Origin of the sequence: Bradyrhizobium sp. BRP22 (assembly GCF_020194175.1) — a bacterium.
Classification (GTDB): Bacteria; Pseudomonadota; Alphaproteobacteria; order Rhizobiales; family Xanthobacteraceae; genus Bradyrhizobium.
The window spans coordinates 15512-35642 of the sequence record NZ_JADYVX010000036.1 but is presented as its reverse complement, the minus strand read 5'-3'; the positions used below and the strand labels follow the sequence as shown (position 1 = coordinate 35642).

The following is a 20131-nucleotide window of genomic DNA, read 5'->3' as shown; positions in this document are numbered from 1 at the left end:
CATTACGAAGAACGGGCACACTAATCAGCGGTCCATCCGCCGTCGACCAGCAACGAAGAGCCGGTCATCAATGCCGAAGCGTCACTTGCAAGAAAGAGCACCGCGCCCATTACGTCCTCGACAGTGCCGATGCGTCCCAGCTTGATCTTGGAAAGGACGTTCGCGCGGAAGGTGGCATCCGCGAAAAACGGGCGCGTCATGGGCGTCTCGATGAAGGTGGGACACAATGTATTCACGCGGATGCCATGAGGCGCGAGGTCAAGGGCCATGGACTTGGAAAATCCCTCCATCGCCCATTTCGAGGCGCAATAGATCGAACGGCGTTCGCCCCCGACGTGCCCCATCTGAGACGAGATATGAATGATGGAGCCGGCGATCTTGGCGGCGATCATGCGACGGCAAACGGCCTGTGCCGCAAAGAACGCCGCCCGCACATTCAAGCCCATGACAACGTCGAAATCCTCGGACGTGACATCGGTGAACGGCTTCGGGCGATTCGTTCCAGCATTGTTGACGAAAACATGATAAGGCTGCCGCGCTTCAATTGCCGCCGCGAAGCTCGTTATGTCAGTAACATCGAGAACGAGCGTGTCTGCCGCAAGCTCCTCAGCACGCATGGCCTCGGTCACCGTTTCGAGTTCGCCACGGCTGCGCGCGCAGAGCGTCACCTCGGCTCCGGCCCGGGCGAGCGCCGTCGCCGCTGCCAGGCCAAGGCCACGCCCAGCGCCGGTGACAAGCGCACGCCGCCCATCGAGCTGGAACGACGGCGTCTGCGGGAGGACCGCGGTCATTCCGCCGCCCCCGCATAAGGAACATTTCGCCCGCCATACCGACGCACGCGCACATTGGCCTGCTCGGCGTGTCCCGCGAAGCCCTCGAGCATGCAAAGCCGCGAGCAGTACTCTCCGATCATCGCGGACGCGCTGTCGGTCGTTACTCGCTGGTAGGTGACGGTCTTCAAGAACTTGCCGACCCAGAGTCCGCCAGTGTAGCGCGCCGCCTTCTTCGTCGGCAACGTGTGGTTAGTCCCGATCACCTTATCGCCATAGGCGACGTTCGTCCTCGGACCAAGAAACAGCGCTCCATAGTTGGTCATGTTGCGCAGGAAGTAATCCGGATCGCGCGTCATGACCTGCACATGCTCGGAGGCGATCCGATCCGCCTCCTCCACCATCTCCTGCTCAGTGGCGCAGACGATCACCTCCCCATAATCCTCCCATGCCTTGGCGGCGATCGCCGCCGTCGGCAGGATTTTCAGCAGGCGCTCGACTTCAGCCATCGTCTCCCGCGCGAGTTTCTCCGAGTTGGTCACAAGGATGGCTGGCGAATTCGGCCCGTGCTCCGCTTGGCCGAGCAAATCGGTGGCGCACATCTCCGCGTCAACCGTCTCATCGGCGATAACGAGCGTCTCGGTCGGACCGGCGAACAGATCAATGCCGACCCGCCCAAAGAGCTGCCGCTTGGCTTCCGCGACAAAGGCGTTGCCGGGGCCAACGAGCATATCCACGCCTGCGATGGACTCCGTTCCAAGCGCCATGGCACCGACCGCCTGGATACCCCCGAGACAGTAAATCTCGTCAGCCCCGGCGAGATGCTGGGCCGCGACGATCGCCGGTGCGGGCTTGCCCATGAAGGGAGGCGCGCAGGTGACGATGCGCTGCACGCCGGCGACCTTGGCCGTAATCACCGACATGTGCGCGGAGGCAAGCAGTGGGTACTTGCCGCCCGGCACGTAGCAACCGACCGAATTCACCGGGATGTTCTTGTGACCGAGCACGACACCGGGCAGCGTCTCGACCTCAATGTCCTTCAGGGCGGCGCGTTGGTGTTCGGCGAAATTCCGGACCTGCTCCTGCGCGAACTTGATGTCGTGCAGGTTTCGCTGTGAGAGTTCCGACACGCACTGACGGATCTCGGCGTCAGTCAGACGGTAATCGCTCCGGTCCCACTGGTCGAACTTGACGGAAAGCTCCCGCACCGCCGCGTCGCCATGCTGTTCGATGTCGGCGAGGATCGTCTCGACGGTGGTGCGCACCCTGGAATCGTCCTCCGCACGCTGCGCGGCATCGCGGCTTCGTTTCAAATAAGTGACCATGGAACCTCCGCGCTTACTTGATTGCCTGGGGATTGATCGGCGATCCGGCACCGCCGGGCAAATGCAGCGGCGGGGCGGTGAAGAAGAACTCATAGACCTTGTCGGCGGCACAATCATCCGCGAGTTCCTTCAAGTAGAAGATCTCGCCCATGGAGATGCCGATCGCCGGTATAACGACCCAATGCCAGGGCTGGTTCGCGTCCTTGGTTTCATTGGGGCGAACCTCACAGCCCCAGGTATCGGTGCAGATCGCGGCAATGTCCTTCTGCCGAATCCAGTAGCAGGTCTCGAACGCGACGCCGGGCGCATCGCCGCCGCCATAACCCGACCAGTCCTTCTTCTTGAGACAGCGCTCCTGGTGGCCAGTGCGGACCAGCACGAAGTCACCTTTGCGGACCGTCACGCCTTGCGCGGCGGCGCAGCCATCGAGGTCCGCGTTCGTGATAGCGTATCCGTCATCGAGGGACTCGACGCCTTTCCAGCGTGCCACATCGAGCAGAACGCCGCGGCCGACCATCTTGTCTCGAACATTCTCGATGCCGAGCTTACGCGCGCCGCGCGCATCGACGAGCTGCGCGTCGTAGCCGTTGTACATCTTGTCATCCAAGAAAATGTGGCAGAGCGCGTCCCATTGCGTCGACGCCTGACAGGGCATATTGATCGCATCATCAGCGTATCGAAGGTAAGGCGACGGCGTATCCTGGTTGCCCGCGGCAGCATCGGTACCGGTCGCAAGCATCGTGTGAATCGGATTCCATCGACCGCCGAATAGTCCGGACTGGATCGGCTCCCTCAGCGACAGGCCGAGCGCGAATACCTTGCCTTTCTTGATCAATCGCCCGGCATCGATCACGTCCTGCGGCGTCACGTTGTTAAGCGTGCCAATCTGGTCGTCCTTGCCCCAGCGCCCCCAATTCGACAGGGTCTTTGCTGCTTCGTAGATGGCGGCGCGATCGACTTTCATGGTTGATCCTCTGTGTTCTTGTTGATTGGTCTGGCGTTCTGACGGCATGAATGCCGCTCAAGCCGCAACTGTTCACACCGAGCAGTAGCGTTCCTTGATTTCATCGTCGGCGAGCAGCGCCTGCGCGCTCCCCTGATGTACGACCATGCCTTGATCGAGCACATAGGCGCGGTCCGCGATGGCGAGGGCGAGTTCGACGTTTTGCTCGACCAGCAGGATCGTCGTGCCCTGGCTTTTCATACGGCGAAACAGCTCGAACATCTCGTCCACCAGAACCGGCATTATGCCCTCGGACGGCTCATCCAGCATCACCAAGTCCGGCCGCGCGATTATCGCCCTGGCAATCGCGAGCATCTGCTGCTCGCCGCCCGACATGGTGACCGCATCCTGTTCAAGCCGCTCGGCAAGCCTGGGAAATATTCTTGCGATCTCTTCGATCCGCCGGGTTTCCTCGTGCTTGGTCTTCGAGGCGACGAGCCCAAGTCGCAGATTCTCGCGCACCGAGAGCCCCTGCACGATGCGGCGCTCCTCCGGCACATACGCGAGCCCGCACGCGAAACGGACGTGCGCCGGGGCGGCCAGAATCTCTTCGCCCTTGAAGACCACGGACCCACGGCGCCGATCGAGCAGGCCCATGATGGTTTTCAACGTCGTGGTCTTTCCGGCACCGTTGCGGCCGATCAGGCAGACGATCTCGCCTTGATGCACGTCGAGCGAGATGTCCTGGAGCACATGGCTAGGACCATACCACCCGTTAAGATTGTGGATGCGCAGCATCGGCTCCGGCATGGTCTAGTGCTCCCGCTGGCCCAGGTAGACACGTTTGACCTGCTCGTTCTGGCGCACCTCGGCCGGTGTTCCCTGCGCCAGCAGTTCGCCATGATGCAGCACGAGGACGCGGCGGCTGATGCCCATCACGAGCTTCATTTTGTGTTCGACGAGGATGACGGTTCGCTCGCTGGCAAGGCGAACAATGAGATCCATCATGACCCTCGTTTCCTCGGGGCTCATGCCGGCCGTCGGCTCGTCAAGCAACAGCAGCCGCGGATCTGCCGCAAGTGCCATGCCGATTTCCAGCGCACGCTGCTCGCCATGCGCGAGATCGCGGGCCCGGCGCGCGCGACGGTCCTTCAAACCGACGAGTGCGAGCAGTTCGTCGGCACGTTCAGCAAGGCCCGGGACCGTGCTCCGCGGACGCCAAATGTCATATCTGGACACGAAGGCTTGCAGCCCCACCCTGACGTTTTCATGCACGGTCAGGTGCGGGAAGATGTTGGTGATCTGGAACGACTTGGCGATCCCGAGATGCGCAAATCGATGCTGCGCAACGTTGGTGACATCATGGCCCTCGAACTCGACTTTGCCTGTCGTCGGCCGGAACGCACCTGAGAGCAGATTGAAGTACGTGCTCTTGCCGGCCCCGTTCGGACCGATGATGGAGGTGATAACGCCGCGTTCAAATTCGGCGCTGATGTTGTTCAGCGCGACGAACTTGCCGAACATCTTGCTGACGCCGGTAGTGCGGAGGATGATCGGAGATGCTGCGGTTGCGGTCATGGCTTGATCCTCTTCAGGATCGTACCCCAAATGCCCTCCGGGAAGAACAGCACGCAAACGACGAACACCGCGCCGACGAACAGCTGCCAATGCACGGTCCAGAGCGAGACGAGATTCTCGAGCAACAGGAACACCGCCGCCCCGACAAAGGGACCGAAGAAGGTCCCCATGCCGCCCAACAGCGCCATCATCACGGCCATGCCGGAGGTTTCATAATGAAGACTTTCGATCGGCACGATCGACAGATGCAATGCCGCAAGCGATCCCGCAAGACCGCAGAAGCCGCCGGAAAGGATGAACGTGATTAGACGCGTGGCGACCACATTGTATCCGGATGCGCGCGCCCTGGCCTCGTTCTCGCGCACTGCCTCGATCACGGCACCGAAGGGAGATGCGAGTATACGCGACAGCACGAAGAACGCCAGAATGACGAAGCTGGCGACCACGTAGTAGCGGACCAACGGATTGATGAAATCAAAATGGAAGCCGAACAGATCGATCGCGCGGACATTGATGCCGCGCAAGCCATTCTCACCGCCGGTCCAGTCCACCGCCTGATAGAAGATGTAATAAACGCATTGGGCAAGCGCCATGGTCACCATGGCAAAATAGATACCGCGGGTGCGGATGGCGAGACTCCCGATCAGGGTCGCCATCGCCAGTGCGCTCAGAACGCCGATTGCAATCGCGGCGTACCAGGGCAGCCCGAAATGAACGATGGCGATGCCGCAGAGATAGGCGCCAGTCCCGAACAGCGCAGCATGTCCAAACGACAGCAGGCCGAGATAACCGAACAGCAGGTTAAAGCCGAGCGCATATAGGCCGTAGATCAGGATGTTCACGGCAAGTGCCGTAAAGGGCATCACGAACGGGAAGATCAGCACGAAGATGCTGGCGAGCAGCACGCGGTGACGTTTGGCCAGGTCGAACCAGCTGTACGATCTGGAAGATGCAGTGGCGATGGTAGGAGCGATATCGATCATCGTTTCAACTCATCAACCCTGCGCGGCCAAAGAAACCTTGTGGCCGGACCAGCAGCACGATCGCCATCAGCGCAAAGATGGAGACTTTGGCCATTTCAGGGGCGAACAGTGAGGTCATGCTGACAACAACCCCCACCAGCAGCCCGGCCAGCACCGCACCGCCGATCGAGCCCATGCCGCCGACGACGGTCACCACGAACGCCTCGGCCAGGATGGTCGCGCCCATTTCAGGGATCACGCCCTGCAGCGGTGCGGCCAGAAGGCCCGCAAATCCGGCGATCGCGGTCCCGATGCCGAAAACGATCAGCCAGACCCTGCTGACATCAACCCCGAGCACCCGCACGATTTGCGGATCGCGCGCGCCGGCGCGGATGATCAGACCGAAATTGGTTCGTTCGAGGAACAGCCACAAGCCGATAAGGACCACCGCCGTCGCGCCGATGACGAACAGCCGGTACAGCGGGAAATAGCCGACGCCGATGTCGACGGCGCCCTGCAGAAGTTCGGGCGTATCAAACGGATAACCGCTGGTGCCGAATGCGATTCGGATCAGTTCGATCATGATGTAGGAGAGACCAAACGTCAGCAACAGCGGATAATCTATGCCCCGTCCGTACAGCGGGCGCACAAGGAAACGTTCGACGATCATGCCGAAAGTGCCGATCAGAAGCGGCACCGCCACCAGGCAGATCCAGAAGTTGCCGCCCATCGATACCAGGAAAAGCCCGGCATAGGCCCCCACCATGTAGAAAGCCCCGTGGGCGAAATTGACCACGGTCAGCATGCCGAAAATCAGCGACAGGCCAATGGCGAACAGCACATAGATCGCGCCGAGGGCCAGCCCGGTGAAGAGCTGCAGCGCAATCAGGTCGAAACTCAATCCAGCCATGACGTCCCAGTTGCGATCGATTGAGACAAGAAGGCCGGGCGCAACCGGAGGCGCGTCCGGCAAATCGGATCAGCTCTTATGGCCTAGCGCCTCGCAGGTCCGCAGATTGGCCTCGTTCGGCTCGTCGGTGCTGATGACATTGAAGACATCGGCATCGCCCTTCTGCGGGGTCGCCTTGGACTCGATGATGAAAACCGACTGCACCGACTGGTGGTCGCATTTGCGGTAATATTGCGGTCCCTTGTAGTAGTCGTACTTCAATGCTTCGACCGCTGCGATGACCTTCTCGGCATCCAGCGATCCGGCAGCACGCGCCCCCATCAGCAAGGTCTTCACGCCGCCATAGCCGAGCGCGCCGTAGTCGGAAGGCACTTTGCCGCCGTGCATCTTCCGGAAGCGGTCATTGAACGCCTTCGCGGAAGCCACCTTGTCTTCGATTCCCCAGTAGTAGGATGTGCCCCCTACGACGCCATCGAAAGCCTGCGCGCCAGCGGCCACTCTGCCGGTATAGAGCAGAATGGGCGCGACGATCTTCATCGACTTCTTCATGCCGAAGTCGGTGGCCTGCTTGAGCGCGATCTGCTGATCTCGGCCGAAATTGCTGATGCACAGGATATCCGGCTTCAATGCCTGGATCCGCGGCAACAGCGCCGAGAAATCCGTCGTGCCGATCGGGTGGCGAACGTCGGTGACCGTCTCGATGCCAAATGCCTTTCCGGCCTCCTGGAAGCCCCGCACCATCTCATGACCGTAGGCATAGTCCGCCGTGAGAAAGGCGACCTTCTTGCCGAACTTCGGGAAAGCATAGCGGCCGACGGCGCCGGCGGTCATGTGCGGATTGAGCGCCTCATGGAACGTGAACTTGCTGAAATCGGAGGCTTCGTTGATCGTATCCGACTGGCTGATCGAATTGAAGATGATGCCGCGCTGCTTGGTGACGTTGTTGACGGCGAGCTGAACGGCGGCCGACAGGCTGCCGACAATGAGATTCACCTTCTCTTTTTCTACCAACTCAAGCGTACGTGTCGCCGCCTCACCCGGATTGAGCTTGTCATCGCGAACGAGCAACTCGGCCTTGCGACCATTGAGACCGCCGCTTTCGTTGAACTCCGCGATCGCCACCTCGGCAGCTCGCACCTGGTCCTGGGCTTCGGTGCCATATGGACCAGTCAGCGGCACCGGAAAGCCGACCTTGATGGTGGGCTCCTGCGCCATCGCCAGGTTGATGCGAAAAGGCGAAGCGGCAACCAGCGCGCCAACGCCCGCGGAGGCGAGCACGCGGCGGCGACTCATGCGCTTCGATGTCAACTTGTTATCCTCGGTCATCCATTCCTCCCTGGCTGTGTTTTCTTTGATTGAGTGTGCAGGCTACATCATATGCGTCCAAGCGCGGATAAAATCACGCGCGGGGTAAGCGGGATCTCCGTAATGGAGACGCCAAACGGCGACAGCGCATCGTTGACTGCATTGGCGACAGCGGCGGCCGCGCCCGCCGTACCCGCCTCCCCAGCCCCCTTTGCGCCGAGTTCGCTTTCCTTGGTTGGCGTAACCACGTGACCTACCGCGATATCCGGCATCTCGGCGGCCATGGGCACGAGATAGTCGGCCATATTGGCGTTGGTGAGCTGGCCTCGCTCATCGTAGATGCAGTGTTCGAACAAGGCGGCACCGAGCCCCTGGACCACACCGCCGCGGATCTGTTCATCCACCAATTGCGGATTGATCACCGTACCGCAGTCCTCGACCACCCAATGGTTGAGCAGGCTGACGAAGCCGGTTGCGGTATCGACCTCCAGCCATGAGGCCTGGATTCCGTTCGTGAAGGCAAAACCGTATTCGCGCGGAACGAAGTGTCGCGTCGCGACCATTTCCGGCTGCAGCCCCGGCGGAAGCGTGTCAGGCCGGAAGAAGACGATGCGGGCCAGCTCAGACAGTTCGATCTTGCGTTCTCCGCTTGACGGATCCACTACGGCATTATCGCTGATGTCGAGGTCCTCAGGACGCGCCTGCAGGATGGCTGCCGCAACCTGGAGGATATTGCCGCGCAGCATCTTGGCCGACTGCAGCGCAGCCTCGCCGCCGATTCCGGCCGCTCGCGAAGCCCAGGTGCCTCCGCCATAAGGCGTTGCATCGGTGTCACCGAGGACAACACGCACGCGGTCGATCGATACGCCGAGCCCACTGGCAACAATCTGGGCCGTGATCGCTTCCGAGCCCTGGCCCTGCTCTGTGATACTGGTGTAGCAGGTCACCGAACCTGCGGCATCGAGCCGAACCGTCACGCCATCCTGGGATGAAATGCGTGCGCCGCCGACCCCATAGAAGGCGGCGCCAGGATTGGTGACCTCAATGAAACTCGCAAGGCCGATACCGCGATGAATTCCCTGTCCACGTAGCCGCGCCTGTTCAGCACGAAGCGCGTCGTAGTCCATCATCTGCAGCAATTTCTGAAGCGATGCATGATGCGAAAGCGCCTCGAAGCGCAATCCCGTCGGCGAGGCGCACGGATAGGCATCATCGCCGATCAGATTAAGACGCCGGATTTGCACCGGATCCATTCCGATGCGGCGCGCGGCAAGGTCGACAAGACCTTCGGTGACCGAGCAGGCAATCGGATGCCCCACCGCGCGATACTGGCAGGTAACGTTCTTGTTCTGGAAAACGACCCGTGCCCGCGCCCGGTAATTGGGCGTGGTGTATTGCCCGCCGACAAGGTTGACGACCTGGTTCGCCTCGATCGCACTGGTGCGCGGATACATTGAGTAAGATCCGATCCCCGTCAGATCATCGATCTCGAAGGCCTTGATCGAACCGTTGCGATTAACCGCGATACGTCCCTTGCAGATGTGATCACGCGCGTGAATGTCCGTATTGAAGCTCTCGACCCGGTCGGCCACGAACTTCACCGGCCTGCGAAGCAGTTTCGCAAGACCGTAGGTTGCCATCTCGTCGGCATAGATGTGAACTTTGATGCCAAATGATCCGCCCACATCTTTGCACACGACGCGCACCTGCTGCTCGGCAAGGCCGAGATGCTTTGCCGCGATGTTCTGCACCATATGCGGCGCCTGGGTGCCCTGATATATGATGAGACGGCGCTCGCCCGCATTCCAGTCGGCAACAACCGATCTCGGCTCCAGCGTCACACCGGTATGACGGCCGAAAACAAACTCCACCTCGACCACTTCGTCGGCTTCGGCAAACGCCGCATCTACCGCGCCGGCGTCATGATTGCGTTCGAATGCAAGATTGTCGCCGAGATCGGGATGGATCGCCGGCGTTGCCGGGTCGAGCGCCGAGCGCATATCCGTGACTGCCGGCAACTCTTCGTAGGAGACTTCGACTGCTTCCGCCGCATCTTCGGCGAGCGCCCGGCTGCTCGCCAGAACTGCGACAACCGCCTCGCCTTGCCAGCAGACCCGATCGATTGCCATGGCGTGCTGAGGTGCGGATTTCAAACCTTTCAGGTGCGACAACACCCCGACCCAGGGAGTCACGACATCAGCTAGTTCGCGGCCGGTCACCACGGCGACCACGCCAGGCATGGCCCTGGCGGCCTCGGTATTGATCGCGGAAATCCTCGCATGCGCATGCAGCGAGCGCACGAACGCAACATGGATCATGCGCGGCAGCACGAGGTCACTTACGTACTGACCCCGTCCCTGCAGCAGGCGGGCAAGGTTGGGGCGCGGCACGGATTGGCCGATATAGGAATTCGGCCGATCCAGCGCGGTCAGGCACTTGGGCTGATTTGAGCTAATCATGAACGGCGCTGCCTCGCCTTGGCCGTACGCTCGACGGCATCGACAATCGCATGATAGCCGGTGCAGCGACAGTAATTGCCGGAGAGATGCTCACGAATCTCAGTTCGTTCCGGGTTTGCACACTTGCGCAGAAGATCCTGCGCCGTCATCAGCATTCCCGGCGTGCAATAGCCACACTGGAGCGCATTGCGTTCACGGAAAGCGGCTTGGAGATCGGCTATCTCGCCGCTGTCGGACAGGCCTTCGATGGTTTCTACCGCGCAGCCATCCGCCTGTACGACGAGCGTGAGGCAACTGCGAACGATCTCGCCATCGACGCGCAAGGTGCACGCACCACATACCCCGTGCTCGCAGCCCACGTGAGTGCCTGTCAGCCCAAGCTGGTCGCGCACGAAGTCGGCAAGGTTCAACCGCGCCGGCACGTCCGCGCTGACGCTCTCGCCGTTGACCGTGAGCGCAATGCGGGTGGTTGTCACCTCACCGCCTCCATCGCAAGCTCCGGCCGCCCGAGAACGTCTGCCACGCAGCGAAATAGCAGCAGCCGCGCAAAATGCCGGCGCATGGCTGCGCTAGCCTGCTGATCGTCCGGGGGGTCGAGCTCGGCGTCCAGTTCGGCTTGCGCCTCGGCAATGCGCTCGGCAGTGATCTCAACGCCGACCAAATGAGAGGTGGCGCGCGCAAGGTGCGGGCGATCGCTGATGGCGAAGTATGAGAGGCGCAGATCGCCGAGCTGCGCGCCATCAACGTGCGCAAGAGCGGCGAGACCCGTCATGGCGTAGTCGCCACTGCGGCGGACGAATTCATGGAAGTAAGTGCGCGAGCCTGGCTGGGGCCGCGGAACTTCAATCGCGGCAAGCAGTTCGTGTGGTTCGAGTGCGGTCTCGTAAATACCGCGGAAAAAATCGCGCGCATTGACGCGCCGTTCGCCGCCCTCGCCTCGAATGACCATTCTCGCATCAAGTGCGAGCATGCAGGCAGGGAATTCGGATGCCGGATCAGCATGCGCAAGATTTCCGCCAATGGTGCCGCGATTACGAATGGCGGGATGCGCGACATGGGCTGCGGCCTTTCGCAGCAGCGGTAGGCTGGCCGATATTTCTTCCGAGGTCAGCAGGTCGGCGTGGCGCGTAAGCGCGCCGATCGTGACGACATCGTCACGAAGCTTGATACCGCGCAGCTCATCCAGCCGACCGATATCAATCAGGACAGCGGGGGCGGCAAGCCTCAGATTGAGCGCGGGCAGCAGGCTCTGCCCACCGGACAGAATCTTCGCCGCGTTGCCATGGCGTGACAGCAGCTCGAGCGCATGCTCGACGCTCTCCGCGCGCACATAACTGAAAGCCGGAGCTTTCATTGGCCAGCCATCCTCCCAGGTCTTTTCGTCAAGCCGCCTTATGGTGCCGGCCTACAGCGGATTAGACGTTGCAAGTTGCCAAACGTCAAGTTTGTTTATCGATCGATCACTTGGGCCTACGGGTGCCCCGCGCCTTTCGGCCCGGCCGGGGTACCGACAGGCCGCTCATGATCATGCGGTCAAACAGCGCCTCTGCACGCGCCGCCTCCTCCTTGAGGAGCCTTGCAAATAGTGCCGCTGCCGGGGAGATCGCCTTGCGTGCCGGCTCAATTAGGACGAATTCGGAATGAAGCGGCGGATCCTCGAGCGGCCGGATTTCAAATCGCGCCTCCTTTACGTCCGACACCATCATAATGAAGGGCAGGATCGCAACGAAGTCGCTCGCTGCGACGAATTGCAGCGTACCCATCATGGCGTCGAGTTCCAACCGTTGAGCGATCTCGATCCCATTCGCGGCGAAATAAGTTTCGATGTTGCCGCGGCGGGTGTTCTGCCAGCCCGGCACAACGACCTTCAAAGGACCGAGGTCGGACAGTCGGATCGGGCAGGTGCGGTTGCCGCCCCTTTTCCGCGGGCGCGCCCGCACCAGCATCTCACGGTCGCGCAATAAGAGACGCTGCGAGATCCCGGGCGTTCCGGAGAACGCGGGCACTGCGGCAAAGTCGAGCTCCCCCGCCCGCACCATGTCGGTAAGGACGCCGGAATAGGCCTCGGTAATATGAATCTGGACCGCCGGCGCCGCGAGCAGGAAACGCTCGAGCACGGGCGGCAGCAGCGACCGCGTGAAGGTCGGCATGAGGCCGACGCGAAGGGGTCCGCTCGGTTTCTCGGCAGCGACCTTCCGCGCCGCAACGTCGAGCCGCTTCAGCGCCGCGATGCATTCTTCGTAATACGTACGTCCTGCCGCCGTAAGCGCAACGTTGCGACCGTGCCTCTCGAACAGCGCTGCGCCGAGTTCCTCTTCCAGCTGCGCCACATGCTGCGAAATTCCGGACTGCGTCGCGCCCTCGCGGAGCGCAGCCGCGGTGAAGGAGCCTTCCTCATGCACGGCGATAAAGGACCGGAGCTGCCGCAGCGAGACCATAGTTCTCCCATCAAATTAGCTAATGCGAGGGAGCAAGAATTATCATTTTTCTTGCGCCCGGCAATGGCTACTCTCGTGGAGGCCTTCAATCAGGATGACGTCCATGAAACTCGGCTTCTTCACCATGCCGATGCACCCGCTGCAAAAAGACTGGCGCCAGTCGCTCCAGGAGGACCGCGAAGCCTTCATGCTAGCGGACGAGCTCGGGTTCAGCGAAGCCTATGTCGGCGAACACGTGACCGATCGCGCCGAAAACATCACCTCGTGCACCGCGTTCATCGCCTGGATTGCAGCTGCGACCAAACAGATCCGCCTTGGCACCGGAACGGTCAACCTGCCGAATGCGCACCCCGCTGCCGTCGCAGCGTCAATTGCCATGCTGGACCACATGCTCGAGGGACGGCTGATCTTCGGAATCAGCCCCGGCGGCCTTCTGTCCGACGCCGAGCTGTTTGGCAATCTCGACGCTGATCGCAACGAAATGTTCGTGGAGGCAATCAATCAAGTGCTGGCGATCTGGCAGAGCGAACCGCCGTACGACATCAAGGGCAAATATTGGTCGGTCTCCACGGCACGAACCACGATGACGGAGATCGGACAGGGCTATATCGCGCGCCCGCTGCAGCGGCCGCATCCGCCGATCGTGGTTACGGCCGTTGCACCTTTCTCGAGAGGTGTCACTGAGGCTGCCGCCCGCGGTTGGGAGCCGATTTCGGCGAACTTCCTGATGCCTGGCTGGGTCAAGAGCCATTGGCCGAGATATGTCGAGGGCTGCCAGCGTGCGGGGCGAACGGCGGATCCTGCCAATTGGCGCGTTGCCAAAAGCATCTTCGTCGCCGAGGATGAAGCCACTGCCAAGGCTTACGCTACCGATCCCGATGGACCTTACGTGAACTACTACCGTTCGCTCTTCACCAAGTTGAAGAAGAATGGCCGCATCGAACTGTTCAAGACACACCGCGACCAGCCGGATGAGGAGGTCACCCTCGAATCGATTTGTGAGCGCCTGGTCATCTACGGAACCCCTTCCAGCGTGGCCGACAAACTGCTCGCCTTTCAGGAGCAGGTTGGTGAGTTCGGAACCTTGCTCTATGCGGGCAAAGACTGGAAGGATCGCGAGCTCGGGCGCCGCTCCATGATCCTTATGGCTGAAAAGGTGTTGCCCCGCCTGCAGTCAGGAAGGTCACGACGAATGGTGGCAGGCTGAACTGACGAGGATCGGCAGAAGACAGAGGAGATATCCCGTGGCGCTGTCGGAGCGAATTCCTCACCAGGCGCTGATCGACCGGCCGAAGCTTGAGCTGCCCGGCGGAAAACGGCTCGCCGTTTGGGTGATCCTCAACGTGGAGGAATGGCGCATCGAACATGCGATGCCTCGCACCGTGCTGAGCCCTCCCATGGGGCAGCCACTGCTGCCTGACGTTCCGAACTGGTCCTGGCACGAATACGGCATGCGCGCCGGGTTCTGGCGTCAGTTCAAGGCACTCACCGACCGCAACATTCCCACCACGCTCGCCATCAACGGAAGTGTCTGCCAATCCTATCCGCGAGTTGCCGCCGCGGCGCGCGAGGCCGGCTTCGAATTCATGGGCCATGGCTTTCTGCAGGGCCCCATGCACAAGGTCGACGACCAGAGCGATGCCATCAAGCGCACGGTCGACATTATCGCGACGTTCGCCGGCAAGCCGCCGCGTTCGTGGGAGAGCCCCGGTCTTACCGAGACGGGCGAAACGCTTGATCTGCTGCGCCGACACGGGATCGAATACGTCGCTGACTGGGTGATCGACGATCTTCCGCAGGACATCGATACGCCATACGGCCGGATCACGACCATTCCATACACCGTTGAGACCAACGACATCGTCGTGCACGCCCTCCAGCATTTGCCTCAGAGCAGTCTTTGCGCCGCTGCATCGATCAATTCGATCGGCTGTATCAGGAGGGAGCGGATAACGCCCGTGTCATGGCGATTTCGATCCATCCCTACATCACCGGCGTGCCGCATCGGATCGGCGATCTCGAGCAGATCCTCGACCACGTCATTGCCCATGACGGCGTCGCCCTGATGACAGGAAGCGAGATCGGCGACTGGTATCGCGAGAGGCACTGGCCAAGGTTCAGGGTACGGGGCGCGCATCATGATCAAAGCCGCCGTCATCGGCCTCGGCTGGTGGGGCCAGACGATCCTCGCCAATCTTAGCGAAAGCTCGATCATCCGGCCGGTGCTCGGCGTGGATCCGGCACCGGCTGCCCGTGCGGCCGCCGAGGCAAAAGGCTTAGAGACCGCCGACAATTCCGAAGCCGCCTTGAGCCGAAGCGACATCGAAGCGGTCATCCTGTGCACGCCGCAGGACCGCCATGCTGATCAGATCGTTGCAGCTGCGGCAAGCGGTCGGCACGTTTTCTGCGAAAAGCCCCTATGCACCACCGGATCGGATGTGGACCGTGCGCTGGCAGCGGTGAAGGCGGCGAAGGTCCAGCTGGGCATTGGTCATGAGCGTCGCTTCGAGCCGGCGGTCGTCGAACTGCGGCAGAGGCTCGCAGCGGGCGAGTTCGGCAAGGCGTTGATGGTTGAAGCCAACTTCAGCCAGGACAAGTTTCTCGATCTGCCGCCGGACAATTGGAGGCTCTCCGCAACTGCAAATCCGGCAGGACCGTTGTCGGCGACCGGCATTCACCTTGTCGACTTGTCAGTTGCCTTGCTCGGAACACCCACGACCGTCTGGGCGCGGCTGGCCACACTCGGCAGCCATTTTGCAAATGGCGACACGCTGTCGATCACGCTCGGCTTTGAGGGCGGCACCACCGCAGCGTTGACTGCAATCCTCGCCACCCCCTTCATGGGCCGGCTCGCCCTGCTCGGATCACATGGTTGGATGGAGATTCGAGATCGCACTCATCCGGAAAGGCCGACCGGTTGGGACGTGACCCGGGTCGTTCGAGGCTCCGACCGGCATATCGCCTATTATCCCCCGCATCCAGCCGTGCGCGATAATCTGGAGACGTTCGGCCGCGCGATTCGCGGTGATGGAGTCTATCCCGTGACGCATGACGAAATGCGCTACGGCGTTCGGGTGTTCGAGGCCGTGCAGCGTTCAGTCCTCACCGGCAAGCTGGAGACGGTCTGATCGTCTCGAGAGCCGGCGCGGCTCGGCGATCCGCGTAAAGCTTGCAAGATAAACGTCGACGGCATCCGCGATCATCTTGTCCTTATCCTCAAGCACCGATGCCTCGTAGATGTATTTCCTGATACCATAATAGAAAATGCCGCCGTGAAAGACCCAAGCCATCTCGAGCTCAGCCGCCGTGGGCTTCTGAGCCGGCAGATCGGCAGCGGCGCGGCATTCCCTGACGATGCGCGTCAGGATCTTGTCACGAACCACATTGACGTAGGCTCGATTGATCTCGAGCCCTTTCAGACCGGAAAACAGATAGATGCGCAGCCAGATCCGCGTGAAGATAGCGTCTGTGTACGCGTTATAGAATTCACACAGCCGCTCGCGGATCGGTCGCGAGCGGTCCATCAGACGCTTCTCCCAACCGCTCTCGAGCGGTTCGAGATAGACTTTCTTGTAGACCTCCTCGATCAGATCGTCTTTGCTCGGAAAATAGCGATACAGCAGCGGCTGGGTAACGCCGAGGCGACGGGCCAGCTCCCGCGTGCCGCCATTGAACCCTTCATCAGCGAAGAATTCGGTTGCCTTGCGGATGAATTCCTGGCGCCGGTCCTCCGGCGAAAGGCGCTTGGATTTGGGGCGGGCGGAGGTAGGCGGTTTCTTGTTCATGATAAGCGAGGATCACACACCAGGGCTGAAGCGGCCAAACTCGCCGCGTGCAAAGAGCAGCGGCTCGGCATCGTTGTAGGCGTAGCTCTCCACGGCTCCAAGAAAAATGATGTGGTCGCCGCCGTAATACCGGTCCGCCGTGCGGCACTGGAAGTTCGCTGCAGTGCCGGCCAGCAAGGGCGCGCCGCCGAGCCCGCTTCGCCAATCGGTTCCTGCAAACCTGTCGGCCATGCTGGCCGCGAAGCGCGCAGCCAATTCCTGTTGATTGGCTGCGAGCACGTTGACGGCGAAATGCGCGGCGTTCTGGAAGACGCTCATACTCTGTGAATAGACCAGAAGGCTCCACAGCACGAGTGGCGGGTTGAGCGAGACGGACGCGAATGAATTGCAGGTCAGGCCGACGGGCCTGCCATCCTCAGCAGCAGCCGTGACTATAGTGACGCCGGTGCCGAAGCTTCCCAGCGCCTTTCGAAAGTCCCGTCCGTCCAATGGCGCGGCGGCCATTTGCAGCTCGCTACAGCGTTAGGTTTTCGGACGGCAGGCCGAGAGCTACCCGTCCGTAATTGGTACCTGCCGCATCGAAGCTAAAGGCGATGTGGGCGTTGATCGCGTGCGCATCGCGGAATTGACGCTGGAGCGTTCCTGCCGTGTAAAGGCCACGCGCCCCGCTCGCCGTAAACAATAGTCCAACTGCCTCGGTGCACAGATTGACCGAAAACGCGCCATCGCGGCGATAACGCGTTTTCTCGGCAATATCCGGAATCCGTCCGCGTCTTGCATCGGCCATCGCCTCGATGCAGGTTCGGCGCATGATCAGCCGCGCCGCGTCAATCTTGGCGGATGCTTCCGCAATCTTGATCTGCGTGGTCTGCAGATCCCCGAGCTTCATCCGATTATAGGTTGACGCTCGATGCCGAGCGATCTCGATATAGTCATCCAGGCAGCCTTGCGCATTGCCTAACGCTGCGCCGGACAGCACAAAGGGGAACAGCGAGAACACCGGCAGCGCATACAGCGGGTTGTGATTGACTGTGCTGCCGCGCGTCGGTCCTCCAGCGACGTCGCGCACTGCAAGCGTCATGTGATCGGGAACGAAGAGATCCTCGATCTCTACGTCGTTGGATCCTGTTCCCCTGAGTCCGCTGGAGTCCCAGGTCTCGATGATGCGATAATTCGCGGACCGAACCAGAAAGATCCGGTGCTCGATCCCCTCTGCCTCGTCGTCGCTGGAAACGATGCCGGCGAGCATGTTCCAGCCGCTCGAATCGACGCCTGAAGAAAACGGCCAGCGCCCGGAGATGCGATAGCCGTTTGCGACCTTGCGGGCACGGCCTGCGGGAAATACGAACGACGATGCTATCAACGCGTCCGGATTCTCCTTCCAGACCATATCCTGAGCTCGCGGATCGAACATGCCGAGCATCCAGTGGTGGCTGGCGAGATTGGCCAAGTTCCATGCCACCGATGCGTCGGCAACGGCGATGACCTCGGCGAAATCAACCAGAGCAACATAATCCAGCTCCGAACCGCCGACCCGTTTCGGCTGCAGGAGCCTGAACAGCCCCGCCTCATGCAGCTCCCGTTCGGTGTCGGGCGGTAGGCGGCGCAGTTGTTCGGTGGTCGCCGCCCGTTCACGAAGGCGCGGCAACAGTTCTCGCGCACGCTCGAACATCGCTGCATATATCTTGTCGGCAGCATCGCGTTCGCCATTGGCTGGTTGAAGGATGCTTGCCATCGCCCTCACCTGCCCCGACCTGTCCGGTTCGGCTTCATGTGTGGTCGGTCAAGATATAGCGAGGCGCGAAAGCCTTCGGCATCTTGTGCGGCGAACTCGCTCAGCAGCTTCATCTCGGGAATTTTCGAGCGGTCGAGCGTGTTCACATCCGGCCAATCCACTTCGATCAGGTTGCCCGCTGGATCACGCAGATACATCTGCACGCATCCGTCGGGCAGTTCGTTTACGCAATTGCGGAATGCGGTTGAATCTAGTGCGCCGAGCGCCTTGGCGCGCTCATAAACTGTATGGAAATCATCCACATCGATCGCGAAGTGCTGGTACACGGGAATGTGGTCCTGCAATTCAAAAATGTGGAGCTGAAGATCGCCGCAGCGCAGGTACCGCGTCTTGAAGCCGAAATTGTAGGTCGGTATCGGCTCGAGCCCGAGCACCTCCTTGTAGAAGCGCATCGAGGCTTCCAGATCCTTCGCACCCACGGACAGATGGTTGAATCCCAGAACCTTCATGGCGCGCGCTCCCTTTGGTCTTCTTGATTATCGAGTGATAAATATGGTCTTTCGTTGTCGAATGCAAGACTGAAATGGACCGCACCTTGCGGCGCAAGCTGAGCGTCGATGATCCGTATGATGGCCGAACACGTCGATAATCGGCACGCTTCTGCCGATGACACGAGACCATCGATACGAGGATGGTCCTGCCCGCGTACTTACGACAGTGAAATTGACTAGGTCTGCCAGCGTGCTTATCGCTTGGTCATTAATGCGGCTGGCGGATGCGAGCAGCCAAGGGGAACTCCGGGAGAGAAACATGGGCGGCCGAGGCATTGAAGAAAAGCGCGTCGGCATCGTCGGCCTCGGAATTATGGGCGGCGCGATCAGCGCGAACCTCGTCCAGCGCGGCTGGAGCGTGATCGGCTATGACATCGACGAGGCTCGCCGTCATGAGGCAGCAGAAGCCGGCGTCACAGTCGTCGAAAACGTATCCCAGGTCGCGGCTCGCAGTCGAACTATCATGACAAGCCTGCCCACACCTGCGGCCGCCCAGATGGTCGGGCAGACGATCGCGCATGAGTCCAGCCCACATACCGTCCTTTAGCTCAGCACTTTTGCTCTCGACGATAAGCTCGCTTTCAAGGCAATCCTTGATGCCAGCAATCATGTCGCGCTCGACTGTCCGCTCAGCCAATCGAATGCGGCCGGTTCAGGAAGAACGACCGATTTCCCGTCGCCGCCTCTGCATATTGGTCAATGGCCACGATGATGGCCTGAACGTGCTGATGGCACCACCCTTCGAGCGTCGCCAAGCGACGGGCCTCGTTCAGAGCTTTGAGAAATGGCATCAGGTTCTCGCCATCGCTGAAATATTTCACCACTTTCGGCTTCCAAGCACCTTACCTGCGGTCACTCCTGGTAATTCTCTCTTGAGCCTATCGCGCTCGGTGCAAAGACCTTCGATCTTCGCAAGCATTCTTTGGAGGAGCAGTTCAGCTGAGGCGGTGGAGATCCCTGCCCGTTGAAGCTTCAGAATGTCTTTCCGTTGACGTCCAACATGGACGCGCATGTATTCGATTTCCCGGCGGACGAACTCGAGATCCGGCATGGAGGCTCCCTTGTGTAGAGCCCTATGTTTCAAGTTACAAGTTGGGACCAGTGCAAGGTTTTGAGAGGTTCACTATGGCGACAACACCCAAAAGGACCCGGATGAGTGGGTTTCAGGACATGATCCGATGACAGGAGCCCAGGCGTCATATCTCAAGACGCTTGCCGAGCAGGCGCACGAGCCGGCCCCTACGGCGAACGGACTGACGAAGGCGGAAGCATCCGAGCTGATCGAGAAACTGCGGAAGAAAGCCGGACTGGCGACGTAGCCGCTCCAGCCAACCTTGACGGCAGTTCCTGGTGCGCCCGCCGCGCGACCA

General features: G+C 60.9%; 21 protein-coding genes and 2 pseudogenes. 4 read left to right on the top strand and 19 right to left on the bottom strand.

Translation table 11 applies throughout. From position 1 onward, the window contains the following. Positions 1–20: 20 nt before the first annotated feature. The 12 genes from I6F35_RS31830 to I6F35_RS31775 all read right to left on the bottom strand — a co-directional run bounded on the left by I6F35_RS31830 (position 21) and on the right by I6F35_RS31775 (position 12690). Positions 21–791, bottom strand: a complete 771-nt coding sequence (locus I6F35_RS31830; RefSeq protein WP_225121594.1) for an SDR family oxidoreductase — start codon at positions 789–791, stop codon at positions 21–23. Continuing rightward, positions 788–2095, bottom strand: coding sequence for a histidinol dehydrogenase (hisD, locus tag I6F35_RS31825; RefSeq protein ID WP_225121638.1), 1308 nt, complete (start codon positions 2093–2095; stop codon positions 788–790). Before hisD ends, I6F35_RS31830 begins: the two co-directional genes overlap by 4 nt. Positions 2096–2108: 13 nt before the next feature. Next, the gene (locus I6F35_RS31820; RefSeq protein WP_225121593.1) at positions 2109–3059 is read right to left on the bottom strand and encodes a cyclase family protein; all 951 of its coding nucleotides are present in this window, start codon (positions 3057–3059) and stop codon (positions 2109–2111) included. 72 nt (positions 3060–3131) lie between these two features. Beyond that, positions 3132–3836: an ABC transporter ATP-binding protein gene (locus I6F35_RS31815; protein ID WP_225121637.1), complete on the bottom strand. Its 705-nt coding sequence runs from the start codon at positions 3834–3836 to the stop codon at positions 3132–3134. 15 nt (positions 3837–3851) lie between these two features. Beyond that, a complete protein-coding gene (locus I6F35_RS31810; RefSeq protein ID WP_225121636.1) occupies positions 3852–4616 on the bottom strand; it encodes an ABC transporter ATP-binding protein in 765 nt (254 codons plus the stop codon). Beyond that, complete coding sequence (locus I6F35_RS31805; RefSeq protein ID WP_225121592.1) at positions 4613–5599, bottom strand: branched-chain amino acid ABC transporter permease; 987 nt, start codon at positions 5597–5599, stop codon at positions 4613–4615. The genes I6F35_RS31810 and I6F35_RS31805 overlap by 4 nt, the downstream gene beginning before the upstream one ends. Before the next feature lie 4 nt (positions 5600–5603). Further along, a complete protein-coding gene (locus I6F35_RS31800) occupies positions 5604–6488 on the bottom strand; it encodes a branched-chain amino acid ABC transporter permease (RefSeq protein WP_225121635.1) in 885 nt (294 codons plus the stop codon). Positions 6489–6557: 69 nt separating this feature from the next. Next, the gene (locus tag I6F35_RS31795) at positions 6558–7814 is read right to left on the bottom strand and encodes an ABC transporter substrate-binding protein (protein ID WP_225121591.1); all 1257 of its coding nucleotides are present in this window, start codon (positions 7812–7814) and stop codon (positions 6558–6560) included. 47 nt (positions 7815–7861) lie between these two features. After that, complete coding sequence (locus I6F35_RS31790) at positions 7862–10252, bottom strand: xanthine dehydrogenase family protein molybdopterin-binding subunit (RefSeq protein ID WP_225121590.1); 2391 nt, start codon at positions 10250–10252, stop codon at positions 7862–7864. Then, positions 10249–10728, bottom strand: a complete 480-nt coding sequence (locus tag I6F35_RS31785) for a (2Fe-2S)-binding protein (protein WP_225121589.1) — start codon at positions 10726–10728, stop codon at positions 10249–10251. The genes I6F35_RS31790 and I6F35_RS31785 overlap by 4 nt, the downstream gene beginning before the upstream one ends. Further along, positions 10725–11606 carry a xanthine dehydrogenase family protein subunit M gene (locus I6F35_RS31780; RefSeq protein ID WP_225121588.1) on the bottom strand — a complete coding sequence of 294 codons (882 nt, stop codon included), beginning with the start codon at positions 11604–11606 and terminating at the stop codon, positions 10725–10727. The genes I6F35_RS31785 and I6F35_RS31780 overlap by 4 nt, the downstream gene beginning before the upstream one ends. Before the next feature lie 106 nt (positions 11607–11712). Continuing rightward, entirely contained in the window at positions 11713–12690 is a 978-nt protein-coding gene (locus I6F35_RS31775) for a LysR family transcriptional regulator (RefSeq protein WP_225121587.1), read from the bottom strand. A gap of 103 nt (positions 12691–12793) precedes the next feature. Here I6F35_RS31775 and I6F35_RS31770 point away from each other — a divergent pair, with 103 nt between their 5' ends. The 3 genes and pseudogenes from I6F35_RS31770 (at position 12794) to I6F35_RS31760 (ending at position 15818) form a co-directional block, all read left to right on the top strand. Next, entirely contained in the window at positions 12794–13897 is a 1104-nt protein-coding gene (locus I6F35_RS31770) for an LLM class flavin-dependent oxidoreductase (RefSeq protein WP_225121586.1), read from the top strand. A gap of 37 nt (positions 13898–13934) precedes the next feature. Then, positions 13935–14890, top strand: a pseudogene (locus I6F35_RS31765) (polysaccharide deacetylase family protein). Further along, on the top strand, positions 14829–15818 hold the full coding sequence (locus I6F35_RS31760) for a Gfo/Idh/MocA family oxidoreductase (RefSeq protein WP_225121585.1): 990 nt from the start codon (positions 14829–14831) through the stop codon (positions 15816–15818). The pseudogene I6F35_RS31765 and the gene I6F35_RS31760 overlap by 62 nt, the downstream one beginning before the upstream one ends. On the opposite strand, the gene I6F35_RS31755 is transcribed toward I6F35_RS31760, so the two are convergent. The 7 genes from I6F35_RS31755 to I6F35_RS31725 form a co-directional block, all read right to left on the bottom strand. Then, positions 15786–16475 (bottom strand): TetR/AcrR family transcriptional regulator, encoded by a 690-nt coding sequence (locus I6F35_RS31755; protein WP_225121584.1) that lies wholly within the window; start codon positions 16473–16475, stop codon positions 15786–15788. The two genes, I6F35_RS31760 and I6F35_RS31755, sit on opposite strands and share 33 nt — an antisense overlap. A 12-nt stretch (positions 16476–16487) precedes the next feature. Then, positions 16488–16979 (bottom strand): flavin reductase family protein, encoded by a 492-nt coding sequence (locus I6F35_RS31750; RefSeq protein ID WP_225121583.1) that lies wholly within the window; start codon positions 16977–16979, stop codon positions 16488–16490. A 10-nt stretch (positions 16980–16989) separates the two neighbouring features. After that, positions 16990–18210 carry an acyl-CoA dehydrogenase family protein gene (locus I6F35_RS31745; RefSeq protein ID WP_225121582.1) on the bottom strand — a complete coding sequence of 407 codons (1221 nt, stop codon included), beginning with the start codon at positions 18208–18210 and terminating at the stop codon, positions 16990–16992. Positions 18211–18215: 5 nt separating this feature from the next. Next, the gene (locus I6F35_RS31740) at positions 18216–18719 is read right to left on the bottom strand and encodes a VOC family protein (RefSeq protein ID WP_225121581.1); all 504 of its coding nucleotides are present in this window, start codon (positions 18717–18719) and stop codon (positions 18216–18218) included. Between the two features lie 250 nt (positions 18720–18969). Then, positions 18970–19371, bottom strand: a complete 402-nt coding sequence (locus tag I6F35_RS40000; protein ID WP_249792801.1) for a hypothetical protein — start codon at positions 19369–19371, stop codon at positions 18970–18972. 19 nt (positions 19372–19390) lie between these two features. Beyond that, the gene (locus I6F35_RS31730; RefSeq protein ID WP_225121639.1) at positions 19391–19585 is read right to left on the bottom strand and encodes a hypothetical protein; all 195 of its coding nucleotides are present in this window, start codon (positions 19583–19585) and stop codon (positions 19391–19393) included. Next, a complete protein-coding gene (locus I6F35_RS31725; RefSeq protein WP_225121579.1) occupies positions 19579–19812 on the bottom strand; it encodes a hypothetical protein in 234 nt (77 codons plus the stop codon). Before I6F35_RS31725 ends, I6F35_RS31730 begins: the two co-directional genes overlap by 7 nt. Before the next feature lie 82 nt (positions 19813–19894). Here I6F35_RS31725 and I6F35_RS31720 point away from each other — a divergent pair. After that, positions 19895–20080, top strand: a pseudogene (locus I6F35_RS31720) (DUF3072 domain-containing protein); the annotation flags it as partial. Positions 20081–20131 lie beyond the last annotated feature (51 nt).

Coding starts and splice junctions, on each gene's coding strand:
- I6F35_RS31830 (WP_225121594.1), bottom strand. CDS start 791: ATGACCGCGGTCCTCCCGCAGACGCCGTCGTTCCAGCTCGATGGGCGG.
- hisD (WP_225121638.1), bottom strand. CDS start 2,095: ATGGTCACTTATTTGAAACGAAGCCGCGATGCCGCGCAGCGTGCGGAG.
- I6F35_RS31820 (WP_225121593.1), bottom strand. CDS start 3,059: ATGAAAGTCGATCGCGCCGCCATCTACGAAGCAGCAAAGACCCTGTCG.
- I6F35_RS31815 (WP_225121637.1), bottom strand. CDS start 3,836: ATGCTGCGCATCCACAATCTTAACGGGTGGTATGGTCCTAGCCATGTG.
- I6F35_RS31810 (WP_225121636.1), bottom strand. CDS start 4,616: ATGACCGCAACCGCAGCATCTCCGATCATCCTCCGCACTACCGGCGTC.
- I6F35_RS31805 (WP_225121592.1), bottom strand. CDS start 5,599: ATGATCGATATCGCTCCTACCATCGCCACTGCATCTTCCAGATCGTAC.
- I6F35_RS31800 (WP_225121635.1), bottom strand. CDS start 6,488: ATGGCTGGATTGAGTTTCGACCTGATTGCGCTGCAGCTCTTCACCGGG.
- I6F35_RS31795 (WP_225121591.1), bottom strand. CDS start 7,814: ATGACCGAGGATAACAAGTTGACATCGAAGCGCATGAGTCGCCGCCGC.
- I6F35_RS31790 (WP_225121590.1), bottom strand. CDS start 10,252: ATGATTAGCTCAAATCAGCCCAAGTGCCTGACCGCGCTGGATCGGCCG.
- I6F35_RS31780 (WP_225121588.1), bottom strand. CDS start 11,606: ATGAAAGCTCCGGCTTTCAGTTATGTGCGCGCGGAGAGCGTCGAGCAT.
- I6F35_RS31775 (WP_225121587.1), bottom strand. CDS start 12,690: ATGGTCTCGCTGCGGCAGCTCCGGTCCTTTATCGCCGTGCATGAGGAA.
- I6F35_RS31770 (WP_225121586.1), top strand. CDS start 12,794: ATGAAACTCGGCTTCTTCACCATGCCGATGCACCCGCTGCAAAAAGAC.
- I6F35_RS31760 (WP_225121585.1), top strand. CDS start 14,829: ATGATCAAAGCCGCCGTCATCGGCCTCGGCTGGTGGGGCCAGACGATC.
- I6F35_RS31755 (WP_225121584.1), bottom strand. CDS start 16,475: ATGAACAAGAAACCGCCTACCTCCGCCCGCCCCAAATCCAAGCGCCTT.
- I6F35_RS31750 (WP_225121583.1), bottom strand. CDS start 16,979: ATGGCCGCCGCGCCATTGGACGGACGGGACTTTCGAAAGGCGCTGGGA.
- I6F35_RS31745 (WP_225121582.1), bottom strand. CDS start 18,210: ATGGCAAGCATCCTTCAACCAGCCAATGGCGAACGCGATGCTGCCGAC.
- I6F35_RS31740 (WP_225121581.1), bottom strand. CDS start 18,719: ATGAAGGTTCTGGGATTCAACCATCTGTCCGTGGGTGCGAAGGATCTG.
- I6F35_RS40000 (WP_249792801.1), bottom strand. CDS start 19,371: ATGATTGCTGGCATCAAGGATTGCCTTGAAAGCGAGCTTATCGTCGAG.
- I6F35_RS31725 (WP_225121579.1), bottom strand. CDS start 19,812: ATGCCGGATCTCGAGTTCGTCCGCCGGGAAATCGAATACATGCGCGTC.